The organism is Actinorhabdospora filicis, from assembly GCF_030269765.1.
GTDB classification, from domain to species: Bacteria; Actinomycetota; Actinomycetes; order Mycobacteriales; family Micromonosporaceae; genus Actinorhabdospora; species Actinorhabdospora filicis.
Map to the genome: position 1 here is coordinate 2397875 of NZ_BSTX01000001.1, position 14925 is coordinate 2412799.

Sequence of the window (14925 nt, forward strand, 5' to 3'; positions counted from 1 at the left end):
CCGTTCACGCCGCCGCCCGAAACGCCGTGGCGCATGTTGGGCAGCGCGGTGCCGACACGACCTTGTGCTTGACGAGTTCCAGGGCGGCGAGCTCCAGGCGCAGCACCTGGCCCATGGTGACCGGCGGCTTTCCGGCGGCCGCCTTTGCGATCTCTCCCGCGACGAACACCAGGGCCGCCTCGGCGGCCATCGAGGGTGTGGCCGGCAGAGCGTATCCGTGCAGGAAGGACTGTGGAGGTGTTCGCTCACGACCCGCTTGAAGCCGCGACCAGTAGCACTCGAAGCAGGGTGTTCGCCCGGGTACGGTCCATGGTCCGAGTTCGAGGTTCTCGCCGTACACGCGGACCGTGAGGGACTGACGTCCCGCCTCGGCCTGCCGTCGTGCGAAGGCGAGCGCGTCCTCCGCGCCGGCTCCGCGGTCAAAGAGGACCGCCAGGTCCGCCGTTGGGTGCGTCCCATGCGGTGGTCCGGACACGAGTTCGACGTTCGTCGCCGCCGCGGTGAGTCCGGCGAGCCGTTCGATGTCCTCGGCGTCGGCGGTCACCTGCACCCGCAGGAGTTCGGGGGCCGGTACGGTGCCGCGCTCGTCCCCTCCGGTGACGAGGATGCCTCGTTCGGTGAGGGCGGTGAGGACGTTGGTCCACATCTGGGTGTCGCCGGCGAGGTCGTCTCCCACCGCGGCGGTGACCGTGAACCACTCGGGACCGAAACGCCGTTGGACCGACCGGAACATCAGTGCCGGGACGCCTCGCAGCACGCTTCCGCCACCGAGGTCGTGCAGATATACCGCGACCTCTCCGTCCCGGTCGTCGACCACGGCGGTGTCGCGCAGCCTCAACCGCGAGTGCGGAAGGGCCGTGACTGGTTCGGCCATCTGATGGGCTCCATTTTCTGTGTGGGCGTGTGCCGGTGTTCTTGGATCACACCGAGTAGGCGGGCACGGGCCATCCCGCTAGGCGGTAGGGCAGGGTGACCACCCAGTCCCCCAGGATCAGCACGAGGTCGGAGCCGGCCAGGAACCCGGCCGCCTTGCCGATGCCCCCGGTTCGCAGATCGGCCGGTTCGTCGCAGCGCTCCAGCACGCTTCTCAGGTGCGGGTCCCCGATGACGATGCGGGCGGGCTTCTGCCGGAAGGGCCGGCGATCCTGGACGATGAGGAATCCCGGGCCCGTTCGCCGGTACAGCACGCCCAGCCGGTACGACGCGGTCCAGTCGCGCCATGGCGCGGTCACCGAGGGGTGCAGGGGCTCCGAGGGCGGTGGAAGGTGGGTCAGCTTCCGGGTCAGTTCGGGATCGTTGCCGCGGCCGGTCCAGTGGACGTCCGTGCCCTCGGCGGCCGCGTCGCGCAGGAGGCGAATGAACTGCGCGGTCTCGCGCGGTGGGTCGGTGTCGAAGTCGATGACGCCGGGTACTCTCACCGTTTTCTCCGGTGCCCCGGCGTGCATGGTGCGCGCGGTCGTGGCATGGATCGGTTCAGGCAAGGCTGCCTCCCAGGACGCGCGGACGCAGTTCGTCGCCCGTCAGCATGTGGTCGGGGTGCGCCGTCGGCGTGGCGAGGGCCAGGTACCGCCCGTTCTCGACGAAGACCCATCCCTCGCGCACGAATTCGTCCAGCCACCCGGTCAGTTCGGCCTCGCTCACCGCCACCCCCACCGGCCGCAGGGAGCTGAGCAGCGCCACCGGGGTCCGGTCCTTCGCCAGCGCGAGGAACGCTTCGGCCCGTCCTGCGAAGGGCAGGAGGTGGTCCCTCGCTTCCCGTCCGCGTCGTCCCTCATGGACGATCACGCCGTCGTCGGTGACCGAGTACGTCAGGGTGCTTCCCGCGTGGTTCGCCTCCCAGGCGGCGACGGCGCGTTGCAGTTCTGCCTCGAACACACCGGAGATTCCGTTCGGAGTGCTGTCGAACAGGTAGACCAGGCTCGCCAGCTCCTCCTGCGGCAGGTCGTAGATCATGCTGTAGATCGCCGCCGGCCCCTCGTTGACGAGGCCGAGTTCCGGCTGCTCGAAGTAGGGGCTGAATCGTTCCAGCGCGATGCGGAAGGCACCCGAGGGTGGCTGAAGGTGGACGAGGGCGGGGAGCTGGTCCAGCACCGCCCGGTAGTCGGCGACCTCCTCACCGGGGAACCCGTACAGCCAGTTCCATTCGACAGTGATCTTCTGGTGGCCGCAGTCTCGCAGCAACCGCACGTTCCGCGTGCCGGTGATCCCCTTGTCCATGATCTTGAGAACCTGGCTGCTCAGGCTCTCGATCCCGGGCTGGAGGTTCACCACGCCGGCCTTGCGAAGCTCGCGGACGTGAGCCTCGGTGAGGTTGGCCTTCACCTCACAGTGGATTCGCAGATCCCAGTCTCTGGCGGCGAGGCCGGGAACGAAGTCGGCGAAGTACTTCATGTCCAGGATGTTGTCGGCGAGGGTGACGTCGAGGACCCGGTATCGCTCCACCGCTCCGGCCAGCTCGTCCAGGAACTGATCCTGGGGCTTGCTGCGGAATCCGATGGCGGAGCCGTTCAGGCCGCAGAACGTGCACTGGTGCTTCTCACCCCACCAGCATCCACGTGAGGCCTCAAGTACCAGTTCGGGCTCGACCCACGCGTCGATTCCGGTGCGTTGCAGCCCCGTGAAGTAGTCCTCGTAATCCGGCGGCCGCGCCTGGTGGAGCGCCACCGGCTGGCCGAGTACGGGATTGACGATCACACGGCCGTCGGGCTTTCGCCAGCACAGGCCGGGGATTCGGCGCAGCATGCGTTCGGCGTCTTCGGGTTCCTTCCGCAAGGCGGCGAGCAGGAGCGGAAAGGCCGTGTCGGCCTCGCCGCGCACTACGAGGTCGACGAACGGGAAGTTGCGGTGCAGCGCTTCGCCCTGCTCGCCGTCACAATTCCCGCCACCGAACACGACCTTGGTCTCGGGCCGGGCGGCCTTGACGCGCTTCGCCAAGGCGAGGGAGGGGACGTTCTGCATGAACGTGGAGCTGAAGCCCACCACGTCGTAGCCACGGGCGGTGATCCGCTCGCAGAGTTCGTCGACGAACCCTTCGGCCAGTTCCTGCATCCGCACCAGAAGGTCGGGATCGAGGTCGGTGCAGGCCCTCGTGTAGGAGGTGAACTCCTCGACCTGCCAGCTGCTTTCACCGTGCAGCGCGGCTGCGAAGACCCATTCGCCGGCACCGGCGAAGTACCGCTCGGCGACGTGGGTGTACGCCTCCGGAGTGATCTCCCCTCCGGACCTCTCCATCAGGTACTGCGCCCACTCCAGGCTGGCGTACAACTGGTCGACCCGTCCGGCTCCGACCCGCCGTGCGGCGGCGGCCAGGATGCCGACGCCGAGGGACGGACGGTGTAGAGACGCCCATGGCATCACGACGATGAGCGTGCTGGCTTCCCGCGCATCTGCGGAGTCGGCGCCCTGCACAGTCGTACCTCCGTTACAGAAATGGACGAATCGAACAGCCGCCGCGCGGGCGGCGGTCCAAGACCGGTCCGCCGCCCGCGGGCGATCACTTCGCCAGTGGCGAGGTGATCTACTCGGCGCCCCAGAAGCTGGTGCCGTTGTCGCTGGAGGGGTTCTCCACCGCGTGGCCGGCGAGGGTCTCGCTGGTCGCCTGCGTGGTGATGACGAAGTCGGCGAAGTCCTGCTCGACTTCCTGAATCTCGTCCTGCATTTCGTCTCCTTACAAGAAGGCGTGAACGATGCGGATCCGGATTTCCCCGGCCCGCGGCCTTCCCGCCGGGTGATCGCCCGGCCTGGAGGGCAAGTCCATGATCTCGACGAGACTCACCGTGAGTTCGGGATCGCGCCGCCCCTGGAGCTTCCGTACCAGTGAGGCGTTCCCGCAGATCAGAACGGCGTCACAGAATTTGCGTGAAGGAGTACGGGAGTCAGTCCCGTACCGGCCGGGGCGATTCCCGTAGGCGATGTGGACGGGCCTGTTCCAGACCGCGATGCGTCTGCCGGCCCGGGTTCGAGTCCCCGCGCAGCTGTGGCCCGCCAGGTTCGGCCGCGACGATCATCAACTTGGCGGCGTCGCGCGCCAAGCGCTTCATCTCCGCGACGCAGAAGACGACCTGGACCTTGTCGGTTGCGGCCTCGCGGATCTGCCGGGCCAGCGCGAGGGCGGCTTCGTGCGCACCACCAGGGACCAGAAGCGCGGCGCAGCCGGCACGCCCCGATACCCCACCAACCACGCCTTCCACCTGATCATGGACGCCGACCGCCGGCTGCTCACCACGAACCTGGCCAACGCGATCTCGCGGATCACGACGATGCTGAGGGGCATCTCCGCGCACATGCCCACCCCGGAAGCGGTGCCGCTTTCATTCACTGGGGGATGCCGCAGATCGAGAAGGTCATCCTGCGCAACGAGGAGACCGCCGCCGCCATCTACTGGCTGCAGGTGAGGAAGGTCAGCGCCGACGAAGTGGGCCCCAGTAGTCGGGCACAGGGTGTGCGCACCGCCCGAGGGTGACGGCATCGACTCACGGCCGGGCTTCGACGCCGACGACGTCGCCGGGGCGCCACCGCACTGGTCTGGACGCAGAGGTCTCCTGCTAGCCGGTCCGACGGCGCATTCCGCGTAGGACGAGCCGGACACCTAGTGCCGAGCAGGCAACGGGGAGGATGCCATCGGTTCCCGCCCGTCCTCTGCCATCGGCGGAGGCGAGAAAGCCCAGGATATGACCACCGCCGTGGGCACGGGCGTAATAGAGGTACGTCTCAGCCGGCACGATCGTGGCGGCCAGAAAGACCACACCAGCGGCAATGACGGCGGCACGGATCGCCAGCGAGGCCGCAGGCCTGGTGCTCGTGGGACTGCGGTGACATCGGGTCACAGGCCACCCGAAGGTGGCCTGTGACCGCCCTGAAAGGCCTTAAAGCCGCGGTCTTCTGCTCCCGTGCTGCTCAATGGTCAAAGCCCGTGCTGGCCCCTCGGTCACGACTGGTTACAGGCGCCTTGAGTCGAGTGCCTCGGATGTCGGCGACGCGGCCACCATTCGGGACACGACCTGCAACTGGACTGTCTGTGCCCGGCTTATGCCCGGGTTCGGGTCTGCGGCTGTGCCTGACGTGTGCCTGGTCTGGGGCGACATTTCCGTATTCCTTCGTTGCCCCGTGCGTCGAGCACCTCGCAGGCCGAGGGCCGTGACGACGCACATGACCACACCGTTCACCAGGGAGAACCGTCAGTGTGCCGACTCATGGTCGACGGCAAAGAACAGCCCGCCTTCACCCTGGCCGCTTCGGCCGCACGGCCCCTACGCGAGCACCGCTGCGGAAGCAGGGCGGTCACTCGGGCCCGCGCCCATCCCCGGTCACTCCGGCGACCTATCCGGCGAGCGCTTAACACCGAGCGGGGCACCGAGCGCCCCTCAGCTGGACCGTAACCGCAGCACACGCCCTTGACGAGACAGACCATGAGGCGACCCCGACACACTCTCATCCGCCCGGCGACGATCCTGGAAGTCCTCGCCCGCGGCGTCGGCAACTTCGGTGAGGGGACTTTGCCGCGGGCCGGACCCGGTGCTTCGCCGTCGGTCCCGGGGTGGGTGGGCATGCGATCATGGCCGGCGGACGGCTAGCGGATGGAGGACGAGTATGCGGGACGTACTGGCCGCGATCGCGGCTTCGCCGGTCGCCGATCGCCTGGTGCTGCGGGGCAGTGTGGCGATGCGGGATTGGTTCGGTGGGGTGGCAAGGGTGCCGGGCGATATCGATCTCATCGACACCGGCGAGGGCGGGCACGACGAGGTTGTGGCGGCCGTGGTGGCGGCTGTGGGGCCGGTGCGGGTCGAGGAGGAGCTGCTCGACTATGGGGAGGCCGTGGGGCGGCGGCTGGTCTTCGAGAGCGGGGTGCGGGTCGAGATCAGTTTCGGGGAGGGGATTCCCAGGCCGACCACGGAGATCGAGGTCGGGGGTGTCCGGTTGCGGTGCGTGGACCGGGAGACGGCGCTGGTGTGGAAGATCCAGTGGCTCGCCGACGGGCCGGTGGGGCTGGCGAAGGACCTGTACGACGCGGTGCTGCTGGCCGAGGCGGTGCCGCTGGACCGGGTGGCGCTCGACTGGGGCCGGAACGGGTACTTCGCCGACTGGAGCACCGTCAATGTCTGGGACTGGGACATCGAGGGGTGGGCGGAGCTCGGGGTCGAAGGGGACGAGGACGACTGGCGCGATCGGCTCGTCGCCGCGCTGAAGGGGTCCGCGTCCTAGTGGTGCGGAAAGGGGCCGCGCCAGATGGCACGGCCCCGGCCGGCGTGCGGTGTCACGGTTTGCAGAACACCGACTTCGCGAGGTCGCTCACGGCCTTGCCGCCCTCGGTGATGAAGTCGATCGGGGCGTCGCCCTCGGTGATCGAGGCCGAGAAGGACCGGCGGCCGTCGAGGGTGCTGTAGGTGACCGCCGCGTATCCGTTGATGTTGACGAGGGTGCCGCAGCCCAGGCCCATGTCGTTGACGGACAGCCCGAGGCCGTAGCCGACGGGTGAGCGGGGATCGGGCCTGAGCATCTCGTCCAATAGCGGCTGCGAGAAGAATTCGGCGTCCAGGAGTGCGGCGAGGAAGGCCGACAGGTCCTCGGTCGTGGAGATCATGTCGCCGCCGGTGGACAGCCAGGTGGGGCTCTGGCGGCTGACGTCGGCGGTCTTCCACTGCTCGCCGTCCAGGTAGCGGTGGTAGCCGTGGGCGTGCGGGCCGGGGATGTCGGTGCGGCCGTCAGGGACGGAGGTGTCGCTCAGCCCGAGGGGCCGCAGGACCCGCTGGCGCATCGCGCGGGCGAAGGGGTCGCCGGTGACGTTCTCCACCAGCAGCCGCAGCAGGACGTAGTTGGTGTTGGAGTAGCTCCAGCCCTGGCCGGGCGCGAAGCGGGGTTCCTTCGACAGGGCCAGTGTGACCAGTTCGGCGGGCCGGTAGTCGTGGAAGCGGTTGTCGACCCATTCCTTGCCGCGCACCGGGATGCCGGGCGTGAAGGTGCCGTCGGGGTAGTACTCGCCGGTGAAGTTGAAGACGCCGCTGGTGTGCTGGAGCAGCATGCGGACGGTGATGCGCGGGTCCAGGTGCCATTCGGGCAGGTAGGTGCCGGCGGAGGTGTCGAGGCCGACGCGTCCCTCGTCGACCAGGCCCAGCACCAGCGCGGAGGTGAAGGCCTTGGTGGCGCTGCCGACGCGGAACAGCCCCTCGGTGGACGGGCGCGCCGGGGAGCCGAGGCGGCTCACGCCGGCGCTGCCGGTCCATTCGCCGCGCTCGTCGTAGACGCGCATCTGCACGCCCGCGAAGCCGCGGTCGACGACGGATTGGACGGTCTCGCGCAGGTCCGGGCGGGAGCGCCCGGCGTGCGCCGCCTCGGGTACGGCCGCCACGGCCAGCAGGGTCGTGGCCGCCAGGACGGTGGCCGCCGCGCGCCGCAACGTCGCGCGCGGCCGGGATGTGGTCCTCATGGTTCCTCGGTTTCCGGGCCGGGCGGGGGGATCCGCCCGGCGGGGTGGTGTTCGGCGGGTCTACTCGTCGATGGCCTGGTAGGCGGCGGTCCAGAAGTCGTGGATGGCGCGGGGCGCGTTCGGGACGCTCATGGCGACCTGGGTGAGCATGATCCCGAAGAAGCCCTTCTCGGGGTCGGCGTAGGCGGTGGTGCCGGTGCCGCCGTCCCAGCCGAACTGGCCGATGGAGGCGTAGTCGTCGCGGTGGACGCGGACGGCCATGCCCATGCCCCAGGCGCCCTGGCGGGAGAGCCCGAAGGCGACGGGGTTGTCGGCCTGGCGGTCCCATTCGGCGCGCTGGCCGGCGGTGAGGCGGTCGGTGGTCATCAGTTCCACCGCGGCCTTCGACAGGATCCGCTTGGAGCCGTGGACGCCCTTGTTCAGCAGCATCCGGAAGTAGGCGTGGTAGTCGTCCACTGTGGAGGCCAGTCCGCCGCCCCCGCCCTGGAAGGCCGGGGGCTTGCTCCACTTCCCGCCGATCGCCTCGTCCCAGATGGTGAACTCGCCGGTCTGCGGGTTCGGCGCGTAGCTGGGCGGCAGGCGGTCGATCTTGGCGGCGGGGACGTGGAAGCCGGTGTCCTTCATGCCGAGCGGCTCGAAGATCCGCTCGCGCAGGAAGTCCTCAAAGGACTTCCCGGAGACCCGGGCCACCAGCACGCCGAGCACGTCCAGGCTCACGTTGTACGCCCAGGACTCGCCCGGCTGGGTGGCCAGCGGAAGCGTGCCCAGCCGCCGCATCCACTCGTCGGGCGCGTGGACGGGGTTCATCCCCTCGGGGTAGATCGCGGCCATGACGGCGGCGTGGATGGGGGTGCCCGCCATCGTCGCGTCCAGGCCCAGGCCGAAGGTGGAGGTCAGGATGTCGCGGACGGTGATCGGCCGCCGGGCCGGGACGGTGTCCCCGATCGGGCCGTCGGGCTTCTTCAGCACCACCCGGTTGGCCAGCTCGGGCAGCCAGATCTCCACCGGGTCGCTCAGCCGCATCCGGCAGTCGTCGAGCAGGGCCAGCGCCGCCGACATCACCACCGGCTTGGAGGTGGAGGCCATCCGGAAGATGGTGTCGCGCCGCATCGGCGCGCCGCCCTCGTGGCGCATCGTGCCCAGGGCCTCGACGTAGGTCTCGCGGCCGCGGCCGATCAGCGCGACCAGGCCGGGGATCTGCTTGGACTCCACGTGCCGCGCCAGCACCTCGCGCAGGCGCCGCCGGGCGTCCTTGGAGAGGCCGTCGCCGCTGCTCGTGGTGTCGTAGCGGGGGACGGGGTTCGCCCCCGCCGGCGCCGGGGCGGCCAGGACGCCACCGGCGGCCGCGGCTCCCAGCAACCCCAGGGCGGCCCGGCGGGTCGGGCCGGTGTTCTTCGCCATCGCGGAACTCCTGTCTGAATTGGACTGTCTCAAGTGGGCGGATGGGCGCCGGTCCCGGACACGCCGAGGGCACCCGCGAGCCGGTGCGGCTGCGGGTGTCGGTTCGGGGGAATCGGGAGCGGTGGGCGCTCACCGTCGCTTCCGAGCATCGCAAGCCCTTCACGGGCCGAACAACGAGCGATGCGGCAACGATCGTTAACCCCAGGCTTCACGAACGCGCCGGGAGCGCCGTTCGCCCTGGTGGAGCGCTGATCCCGGGCGGACGCCCGATGCCCCGGAACCGTCCACAGTGAGCGGGCACACGCTTCACAGCCGCCCGGCGAACCCGGTCAGGTAGCCCCAGCGCACGTCCAGCACGGTCTTGACGAAGGCGCGCGTGCGGGCCGTCTCGCGGGCGGTCGGCCACAGCAGGCCGTAGTCGATGGCGGGGGCGTCGGTGAAGGGGACGAACACGATGTCGGAACGGCCGTGGTGGTGGACGGCGCGGGCGGCGGCGAAGGTGACGCCCCGGCCGGTGGCGACGTAGGAGAGCACCTGGTTCCAGTAGACCGCGCCGGGCCCGCGCGGGATCGGCTTCCCGCCGGGCGTCCGGCGCGGGTAGTGGTAGTCGAGCGAGTAGCCCGGGGTGGCCCCGGCGAGGGTCACGAGGGGGACCTCGGCGAGGTCCTCCAGCGAGACCGACGCCCGCTCGGCCAGCGGATGCGTGCGCGGCACCACCAGCGCGCGGGGCTCGGAGAAGACCACCGGGCCGCGGGTGATGTCGGCCTCGTCCACCGGGAAGTGCCCGATCTGGACGTCCAGGTCCCCGGCGCGCAGCCCGCCGAACGGGTCGCCCGGCTGAACCTCCTGGACGTACACCGCGCAATCGGGGTGGCGGGCGTGGAAGGCGCCGGCGGCCCGCGTCAGCAGCTCGCCCGCCCACGGGGTCGAGTAACCGACCCCCAGGGTGCCGGTGATCCCGCGCGCCGCCTCGGCCGCGTCGCGGATCGCGTTGGCCAGCTCCGCCACGATCGGGCCGAGGCCGTCGGCGAGCTGGCGGCCCAGCGGGGTCAGCCGGACCTGGCGGCTGGTGCGCTCGAAGAGCGGCGCGCCGATCCGGCGCTCCAGCTTCTTGATGGTCTGGCTGACCCGGCTGGTGGTGAGCCGCAGCCGGGCGGCGGTCCGCCCGAAGTGCAGGTCCCCGGCCAGCATCAGGAACGTCTCGATCTCGTGTCTCTCCCACATGGGTCTCCTCCGTCGTTGAATCTGGGTGAACGACCGTGGCGCGGTCGGATCTTGATGGCCGTCCCCCGGTGAACGAGGGTGGAGACACCTACGACCACTGAGGATGGATGGACATGGGCACTGAGGAAACGGGCACGCGGCGGATCGTCGCCGGTCTGTACATGTCACTGGACGGCGTCGTCGAATCCCCGCAGGACTGGCACTTCGACTACCTCAGCGACGAGATGGAGGCGGTGGTCGGCGAGCTGGTGGCCGGGTCGGACACGCTGCTGCTGGGCCGCAAGACCTACCAGGAGTTCGCCGCGGTCTGGCCGCACCAGACGGGCGAGCTGGCCGATGGCCTCAACGGGATGCCGAAGCTGGTGGCGTCGACCACTTTGGACAGTGTCGAGTGGAGCAACTCGGAGCTGCTCGGGGACGACGTCGTCGCCGCGCTGACCGCGCTGAAGAAGCGGCCGGGCCGCGACATCAACCTGACCGGGAGCATCACGCTGACCCGCGAGCTGCTGCGCGCGGGACTCGTCGACGAGCTGAACCTGCTGGTCCACCCGGTCGTGCTGGGTTCCGGGGCGCGCTTGTTCACCGAGGAGACGGGCAAGCTTCCGCTCGCGCTGGTGCACTCGGCCACCTTCGCCAGCGGCGTGGTCCACCTGCGGTACCGCCCGGTCTGATCCAGCCGGCGGTACGAGGTCACCGGAGGGTTCCCGCCGGTGACCGTTTCGGGCGCGTGGCCCCCGCCGCGCGCCCGAAGCGCTGTTCGCGATCATCACAGATACCAAGTTAGCCGACTCACTCAGTATCGCCGGGCAGGCGGGAGGCGATGAGCGGCGAGGAGGTCCCGGGGTTGGTCATGGGCGCAACTATGACCACACGCCCTGTCACCGCCCTGTCCCGCCGCTGACACCGACGGCCGCGCCCCGAAGGGCGCGGCCGTGGGCGACGGTCGTCCGGCTAGGACGCGCGGATCACGCAGGACGCGGCGGCGCGGGCGCAGGTGGTGTAGCCCGAGCCCTTGTGCGTGTCGTCCCAGACGTAGATCATCACGTCCCGCAGACCACCGGGGACATCGCTGCCGTCCAGGACGACATCGCCGATCGTGTACCACTTCCCGCTGGTGCGGTTGCCGCACAGACCGGTGTACTCGCGCTGGTCCTTGATGTAGCCCGCCGAGTCCATGCCGCTCAGCTCCAGGCTCCCGCACTCGCCGGCGTGGACCCAGAATTTCACCGAGGTCAGCGCCACCGAGCGGTTGTACCAGGTGATGCCGCCGACCGCCTGGTCGGCGACCGCGCCCGCCCCGTTGGCATGGATCGTCAGGGCCTTGAAACTGCCCGGCGACGCGTTCGCCGCCGAGCCCGTGCCCAGCAGGGCCGCCACGACCAGTCCGATCGCGGCCGTCACCTGAAGCACCCGTCGTCTCAGCATCCTCGACTCCTCACCTCGCGGCGCGGCCCGCGGCCGCGCCATCGTCTCCGGACGCTAGATCGGCCGGGCTTCACCCCGGCTTCAACGGCGCGCGACCCGCCGGGCCACGCGGTGACCCGGCGGTGCGGTGCTCAGTGCGCGGGGCCGCCGACCATGGCCGGACGCTGCGGCAGCAGCTGGGATTCGAGGTTGCCGCGGATGGTGTCCAGGTCGCCCTGGATCTTCTCCTTCCACTTGTCCTCGCGCTCCTTGTGGGCCTTCAGCGACTCGCCGAGCTTCTTGACGATGTTGGCGGTGACCGTCGCCGGGTGGGAGCCGGTGATCAGCGGCGGGTTGTTCTTGGCGTCCTCGATGACGTTGCCGAAGAAGCCGCTGACGGCCGAGGTCGAGCCCAGCCACAGCGCGATCGTCGCGCCGCCGGTGGCCGCGCCCGCCACCGCCGCGCCGACACCGGTGACCATGTTGATGATGTTCAGCAGCAGCTTCACGCCGCTGGGGCCGTAGGTCCCGCCGCCCTCACCGGCCGCCTTGTAGGCCTCCTGCCCGGACTTGGCGATGGCCAGCCCGGCGCCCAGGACGGCGTTGCTCAGGTTCATCACGCCCGCGTAGGCGTCCACCACCGCGTTGGCGACCTTGCGCTGGTTGCCCACCGCGGTCTTGAACTGGCCGATGAACTTGACGTGGAAGTTGTTCGCCGCCGAGCCGCGCCAGTCGCCCACGACCTCGCCGACGGCCAGCGCCGCCGAGGCGAAGTCGTCGTCGTCCAGGCGCTTCTTGAGGGCGTTCATGCCGTCGTAGGTCGGCTGGACGTAGTCGGCGCCGATGATGCTCAGCATCGGCTCGAACGCGGCGTCGATGTTCTGGATGTCGATCTGGATGGAGCGGGCCAGCACGTCCGGCGGGGGCGTGACGGCGCCCCGGATCCGTTCGGTGACCGCGATGTAGGAGTCGTGGCAGGCCTGGCGGAGCTTGACGTACTCGGCGTAGACCTGGTCGAGGGTCACATGTCCCATGTCAGAGCGTCTTCAGTTTCGGGTTGACCGGGGTCTGCGGCTCGATTCCGGGGCCCTTGGGCATCTTGTCATTGTTCAGGTTGTCGGTGAGCTCGTAGCCATTGGCGATCTTGCACACCGCGACGGCCGAATCGTAGAGCCGGTCGGCGGTCTCGGCGAAGACCTCGTAGGCGGCCCGGGCCAATTCGGCCGCGAGCGCCCCGGCCGGTCCGACCTCGCCGACATTCGCCACGTATTTGGTCAGCGCGCCCCAGTTTCCCGCCGCCTCGGGCAGCATCTCGTATCCGACCCTGCGCAGTTCGTACACCGGGGCGACCAGTTCACCGGACATCAGTTCTCCTCACGCAAATGATTGACATCGGCCACCTCGAACTTGCGGCCGTATTCCTCATCGGCCCCCTGGACGGCGGCGTTGATCTCGGCGATCAGGTCCTCGTCGCCGTCGGTGCCGCGCCGCAGCGCTCCCCGCCGGATCTCCACGGCGACACCGGTACTGCCCTCGCGGCGGACCCGGACCAGCCCGCGCGGGGAGACCGACTCGACCGCCAGACCCCCGATGGCCTTGCTGAAGGCGGCGAACCGCGGATCGCGCTCCGGCGGCCGCGACGGGTCGGGGACCGGACGTCCGCGCGCCTGCGCCAGCAGCATCGGCATCGCGCGCTGATAGCCGTGCTGCGCGGCCTCCAGCGCCGCCGAGATCTGCTTGCCGAGCGAATCCTCGGTGTGCCCGGCGCTGCCGGTGGACGCCAGTTCGACGCTCGTCCCACCGAATCCGAACACGACGCGGACACTGCGATCGGGCGATTGCGCGCGGATTCTCATGCCGCGCAACTTCTCCAGGAACTCCTCACCCGTTAAACCGGGGTGTTCCCCTTCGGACGGTGCGGTCATCGCTCATCCCCATTTCCGGTGTCCTTCCTGCGCGGGAGGCTATGGACGCGCGGCAAGGTCGCGGCTAGGCGTGAGCGAGGTGCGGGCGAACCGAATCGGCGCGCCATTCGTCCTCAATGGACCGCGAGTGGCGCCCACCGCGCCGTCGCGGGCGGTGGTAATTTCACCGCCGCGTGATCATCCGCCCGCACACACCACCGGGAGCACCGTCTTGAGCGCGAAGAACGACCACGGCCTGGAACGGATGACGTTCTTCTCCGACGCCGTCATCGCCATCATGCTGACCCTGCTGGCGATCGAGCTGCCGGTGCCGGAGGTCGACAGCCCGGCGGCGCTCTGGCACGGCCTCGCCGAGCACTCCGACGAGTACACCGCCTTCCTCATCTCCTTCTGCGTGATCGCCGCGACCTGGGTGGCGCACCACATGCTGTTCATCCACGTCCGCCGCGCCGACCCGGCGCTGGTCACGCTGAACCTGCTGTCGCTGCTGGCCTACGTCCTCATCCCCTGGGCCAGCAAGACCCTCGGCGAGGTGGACAACGGCGCCGGCGTCATCGTCTACTCCGCGGCCATGACCTTCCTCGGCCTGACGATGCTCCTGGTGGCCCGCCAAGCCGTCCGCGCCAAGCTCATCGACCCCGAGGCGCCGCGCGGCGTCATCAACGGCATCCGCGCCTGGGCGGCGATGACCACGGCGATGTTCGCGGTGTCCATCCCGCTGGCGCTGATCCTGGGCCGCCACACGATGTGGGTGTGGCCGGTGGGTTACGTCGGCCTGCGCCTGGCCGCGGAGTTCTACACGCGCCGGGCGCGCCGGAAGGGTGCGGCGGAGTAGCGGGACGGGCGACCACCCCGCCCCCTCACGCGTCCAGCCGCGCCCGGATCGCCGCCACCACACCGCTCAGATCGGGGACGACCACATGCGCGCCGGCCGCCGCGAGCCGCTCGGCGCTGCTGCGTCCGGTGGCCACGCCGACGGCGATGGCGCCCCGGTCGAGGGCGCCCTTCACGTCGTGCGGGGTGTCGCCGATGACCACCACGCGCGCCGGATCGATCGCCAGGCCGTGGCGCGCCTGGGCACGCTCGCGGGCGAGGGCGACCAGGACGGCCCGGTCGTGGTCGTCGTCGCCATAGGCGCCCACGGTGAAGTCGATGGCGTGGTGCAGGCCGAAGGCGGCGAGCTTCATCTCCGCGATCGAGCGCAGGTTGCCCGTCACCACCGACTGCAGGACGCCGTCCCCCGCCAGCCCGGCGATCGCCGCGGCGGCCCCGGGCAGGGCGTGGCCGGACGCGCGCATGCGCGGCTCCAGCGTCCTGGCCGCCGCTTCGAGCGCGGTGTAGAAGACGGCGAAGTCGCCGGTCTCGATCCCGTTCAGCGCGAGGGTCTCGGTGAGGATCGCCTTCTCCGTCCGGCCCGCCATGTCGGCGACCGCGCCCATCTCCCGTCCGGTCACCGCCTTGAACGCGATGGCGTACAGCTCGGCGCCCATTCCGACCGTGTTCACCAGCGTCAGGTCGATGTCCCACAGGATCAGCGTGTTCGTCACG

17 protein-coding genes are annotated in these 14925 nt (G+C 70.0%); 4 read left to right on the top strand and 13 right to left on the bottom strand.

Translation table 11 applies throughout. The annotated features are described in order from the left end of the window. Window positions 1–4: 4 nt before the first annotated feature. From QSK10_RS11290 to QSK10_RS11310, 5 genes are all read right to left on the bottom strand, one after another. On the bottom strand, window positions 5–874 hold the full coding sequence (locus tag QSK10_RS11290) for a TOMM precursor leader peptide-binding protein (RefSeq protein WP_285662590.1): 870 nt from the start codon (window positions 872–874) through the stop codon (window positions 5–7). Between the two features lie 46 nt (window positions 875–920). Further along, on the bottom strand, window positions 921–1481 hold the full coding sequence (locus tag QSK10_RS11295; protein ID WP_285662591.1) for a DUF5825 family protein: 561 nt from the start codon (window positions 1479–1481) through the stop codon (window positions 921–923). Next, window positions 1474–3354, bottom strand: coding sequence for a RiPP maturation radical SAM C-methyltransferase (locus tag QSK10_RS11300; RefSeq protein WP_285662962.1), 1881 nt, complete (start codon window positions 3352–3354; stop codon window positions 1474–1476). The genes QSK10_RS11295 and QSK10_RS11300 overlap by 8 nt, the downstream gene beginning before the upstream one ends. Window positions 3355–3517: 163 nt before the next feature. Further along, complete coding sequence (locus QSK10_RS11305; protein ID WP_285662592.1) at window positions 3518–3658, bottom strand: hypothetical protein; 141 nt, start codon at window positions 3656–3658, stop codon at window positions 3518–3520. A 217-nt stretch (window positions 3659–3875) separates the two neighbouring features. Continuing rightward, window positions 3876–4283: a hypothetical protein gene (locus tag QSK10_RS11310; protein ID WP_285662593.1), complete on the bottom strand. Its 408-nt coding sequence runs from the start codon at window positions 4281–4283 to the stop codon at window positions 3876–3878. A gap of 41 nt (window positions 4284–4324) precedes the next feature. On the opposite strand from QSK10_RS11310, the gene QSK10_RS11315 reads away from it, so the two are divergent. Further along, window positions 4325–4462 (top strand): hypothetical protein, encoded by a 138-nt coding sequence (locus tag QSK10_RS11315; protein ID WP_285662595.1) that lies wholly within the window; start codon window positions 4325–4327, stop codon window positions 4460–4462. Between the two features lie 1127 nt (window positions 4463–5589). After that, window positions 5590–6201 (top strand): nucleotidyl transferase AbiEii/AbiGii toxin family protein, encoded by a 612-nt coding sequence (locus tag QSK10_RS11320; RefSeq protein WP_285662596.1) that lies wholly within the window; start codon window positions 5590–5592, stop codon window positions 6199–6201. Between the two features lie 52 nt (window positions 6202–6253). On the opposite strand, the gene QSK10_RS11325 is transcribed toward QSK10_RS11320, so the two are convergent. The 3 genes from QSK10_RS11325 to QSK10_RS11335 all read right to left on the bottom strand — a co-directional run bounded on the left by QSK10_RS11325 (window position 6254) and on the right by QSK10_RS11335 (window position 10048). After that, the gene (locus QSK10_RS11325; protein ID WP_285662597.1) at window positions 6254–7423 is read right to left on the bottom strand and encodes a serine hydrolase domain-containing protein; all 1170 of its coding nucleotides are present in this window, start codon (window positions 7421–7423) and stop codon (window positions 6254–6256) included. A 60-nt stretch (window positions 7424–7483) separates the two neighbouring features. Continuing rightward, on the bottom strand, window positions 7484–8824 hold the full coding sequence (locus tag QSK10_RS11330; protein WP_285662598.1) for a serine hydrolase domain-containing protein: 1341 nt from the start codon (window positions 8822–8824) through the stop codon (window positions 7484–7486). Between the two features lie 306 nt (window positions 8825–9130). After that, window positions 9131–10048, bottom strand: coding sequence for a LysR family transcriptional regulator (locus QSK10_RS11335; RefSeq protein WP_285662599.1), 918 nt, complete (start codon window positions 10046–10048; stop codon window positions 9131–9133). Between the two features lie 113 nt (window positions 10049–10161). Here QSK10_RS11335 and QSK10_RS11340 point away from each other — a divergent pair, with 113 nt between their 5' ends. Further along, window positions 10162–10719 carry a dihydrofolate reductase family protein gene (locus QSK10_RS11340; protein WP_285662600.1) on the top strand — a complete coding sequence of 186 codons (558 nt, stop codon included), beginning with the start codon at window positions 10162–10164 and terminating at the stop codon, window positions 10717–10719. A gap of 280 nt (window positions 10720–10999) precedes the next feature. Here the strand turns inward: QSK10_RS11340 and QSK10_RS11345 are convergent, their stop codons facing one another. The 4 genes from QSK10_RS11345 to QSK10_RS11360 all read right to left on the bottom strand — a co-directional run bounded on the left by QSK10_RS11345 (window position 11000) and on the right by QSK10_RS11360 (window position 13377). After that, on the bottom strand, window positions 11000–11473 hold the full coding sequence (locus QSK10_RS11345) for a hypothetical protein (protein ID WP_285662601.1): 474 nt from the start codon (window positions 11471–11473) through the stop codon (window positions 11000–11002). Between the two features lie 131 nt (window positions 11474–11604). After that, a complete protein-coding gene (locus tag QSK10_RS11350; RefSeq protein ID WP_285662602.1) occupies window positions 11605–12486 on the bottom strand; it encodes a hypothetical protein in 882 nt (293 codons plus the stop codon). A 1-nt stretch (window position 12487) separates the two neighbouring features. Then, window positions 12488–12817 carry a hypothetical protein gene (locus QSK10_RS11355; RefSeq protein WP_285662603.1) on the bottom strand — a complete coding sequence of 110 codons (330 nt, stop codon included), beginning with the start codon at window positions 12815–12817 and terminating at the stop codon, window positions 12488–12490. Continuing rightward, entirely contained in the window at window positions 12817–13377 is a 561-nt protein-coding gene (locus QSK10_RS11360) for a hypothetical protein (protein ID WP_285662604.1), read from the bottom strand. Before QSK10_RS11360 ends, QSK10_RS11355 begins: the two co-directional genes overlap by 1 nt. A 211-nt stretch (window positions 13378–13588) precedes the next feature. On the opposite strand from QSK10_RS11360, the gene QSK10_RS11365 reads away from it, so the two are divergent. Continuing rightward, complete coding sequence (locus tag QSK10_RS11365) at window positions 13589–14212, top strand: TMEM175 family protein (protein WP_285662605.1); 624 nt, start codon at window positions 13589–13591, stop codon at window positions 14210–14212. Window positions 14213–14237: 25 nt separating this feature from the next. On the opposite strand, the gene QSK10_RS11370 is transcribed toward QSK10_RS11365, so the two are convergent. Next, window positions 14238–14924 carry an HAD family hydrolase gene (locus QSK10_RS11370; RefSeq protein ID WP_285662606.1) on the bottom strand — a complete coding sequence of 229 codons (687 nt, stop codon included), beginning with the start codon at window positions 14922–14924 and terminating at the stop codon, window positions 14238–14240. Window position 14925 lies beyond the last annotated feature (1 nt).